Source organism: Actinoplanes campanulatus, from assembly GCF_014647795.1.
GTDB lineage: Bacteria > Actinomycetota > Actinomycetes > Mycobacteriales > Micromonosporaceae > Actinoplanes > Actinoplanes campanulatus.
This window is the reverse complement of the sequence record NZ_BMPW01000071.1, coordinates 1-1,254: the sequence shown is the minus strand read 5'-3', so window position 1 is coordinate 1,254 and position 1,254 is coordinate 1. Positions and strand designations below refer to the sequence as shown.

Genomic DNA, 1,254 nt, shown 5'->3' with positions numbered 1-1,254 from the left:
GTGGCCTCTGTGGAGGCAGTGGTAGCGGGTGAAGCCCTCAAGGTGATCATGGAGTTCTTGACGCTGCACGACCACTGAGGAACTCCACCCGCCGATGGCATCATCTCTGATCCGCGTACTGACCGTGACAACCCCTGGCTCCGACACGCCCGCACCGCCGGTCACCGATAGTGAACGCGGCGGGCTCGTCGAAGCCCTGGGCCGGGTCCCGGACCCACGAAACCCCCACGGGACCCGGTATCCCCTCGTGGCGTTGCTGACCGTCGCGGTCTGCGCGGTCCTGGCCGGTGCCACCTCGTTCGCCGCGATTGCCGACTGGCTCTACGACCTCGACGAGCCCGACCAGGCCCGGCTCGGGTTCACTCGGGGTGTGCCAGCGGGCACGACGATGTGGCGGCTGCTGACCCGCCTCGACGCCGGCGTGCTCAGCGCTGTCCTGGCCGGCTGGCTGCGGTCGCGGACACCGTCGGCGCCCATCCGGCCGCGCCGCTATCGGACCGTGATCGCCGTCGACGGCAAGACGCTGCGGGGCGCCCGGCTGCCCGAGGGTCGCCAGGTGCATCTGCTGTCCGCGCTGGACACCAGCACCGGCATCGTCCTGGCCCAGGTCACCGTCGAGGCGAAGAGCAATGAGATTCCGGCCTTCACGCCCCTGCTCGCCGCTGTCGAGAAGGTTCTGGGCAGTCTGACCGGGATCCTGTTCGTCGCCGACGCGATGCATACCCAGACCGATCACGCCGAGCAGATCACCAGCCGTGGAGCACACCTTCTCCTACAGGCGAAGGGAAACCAGCCCACCCTTCATGCCCAGCTCAAGACCCTGCCATGGGCGCAGATCCCGGTCGGTGACCGCACCCGCGACCGCGGGCACGGCCGCAAGGAGACCCGCACGGTCAAGGCCGTCACCCTGCACACCCCGGGTGGGATCGCCTTCCCGCATGCCCAGCAGGCCGCCCGGATCATCCGGACCCGCACCGTGGACGGCAACACCAGCCGGGAGACCACCTACCTGGTCACGTCCCTGACCGCCCCCGATGCTCAGCCCTCTGATCTGCAGAAATGGGCGAGGGCGGAATGGTTGATCGAGAACCAGGTCCATAACGTCAGAGATATCACGTTCCGTGAAGATCTTCATCAGGCCCGGACCGGTACCGGACCCGCTGTCATGGCCACCCTTCGTAACACCGCGATCGGCTGGCACCGTATCAACGGCGACACCAACATCGCCCGCGCCAACCGCCGCGCCGACCGCCG

Annotated in this window: 1 protein-coding gene; it reads left to right on the top strand. The window is 68.2% G+C overall.

Going from position 1 to position 1,254, the window contains the following annotated elements; all coding sequences use genetic code 11:
- Nucleotides 1-94: 94 nt before the first annotated feature.
- Nucleotides 95-1,254, top strand: a 1,160-nt coding sequence (locus IEZ13_RS46065) for an ISAs1 family transposase (RefSeq protein ID WP_229795820.1), incomplete at its 3' end; no start/stop codon positions are given.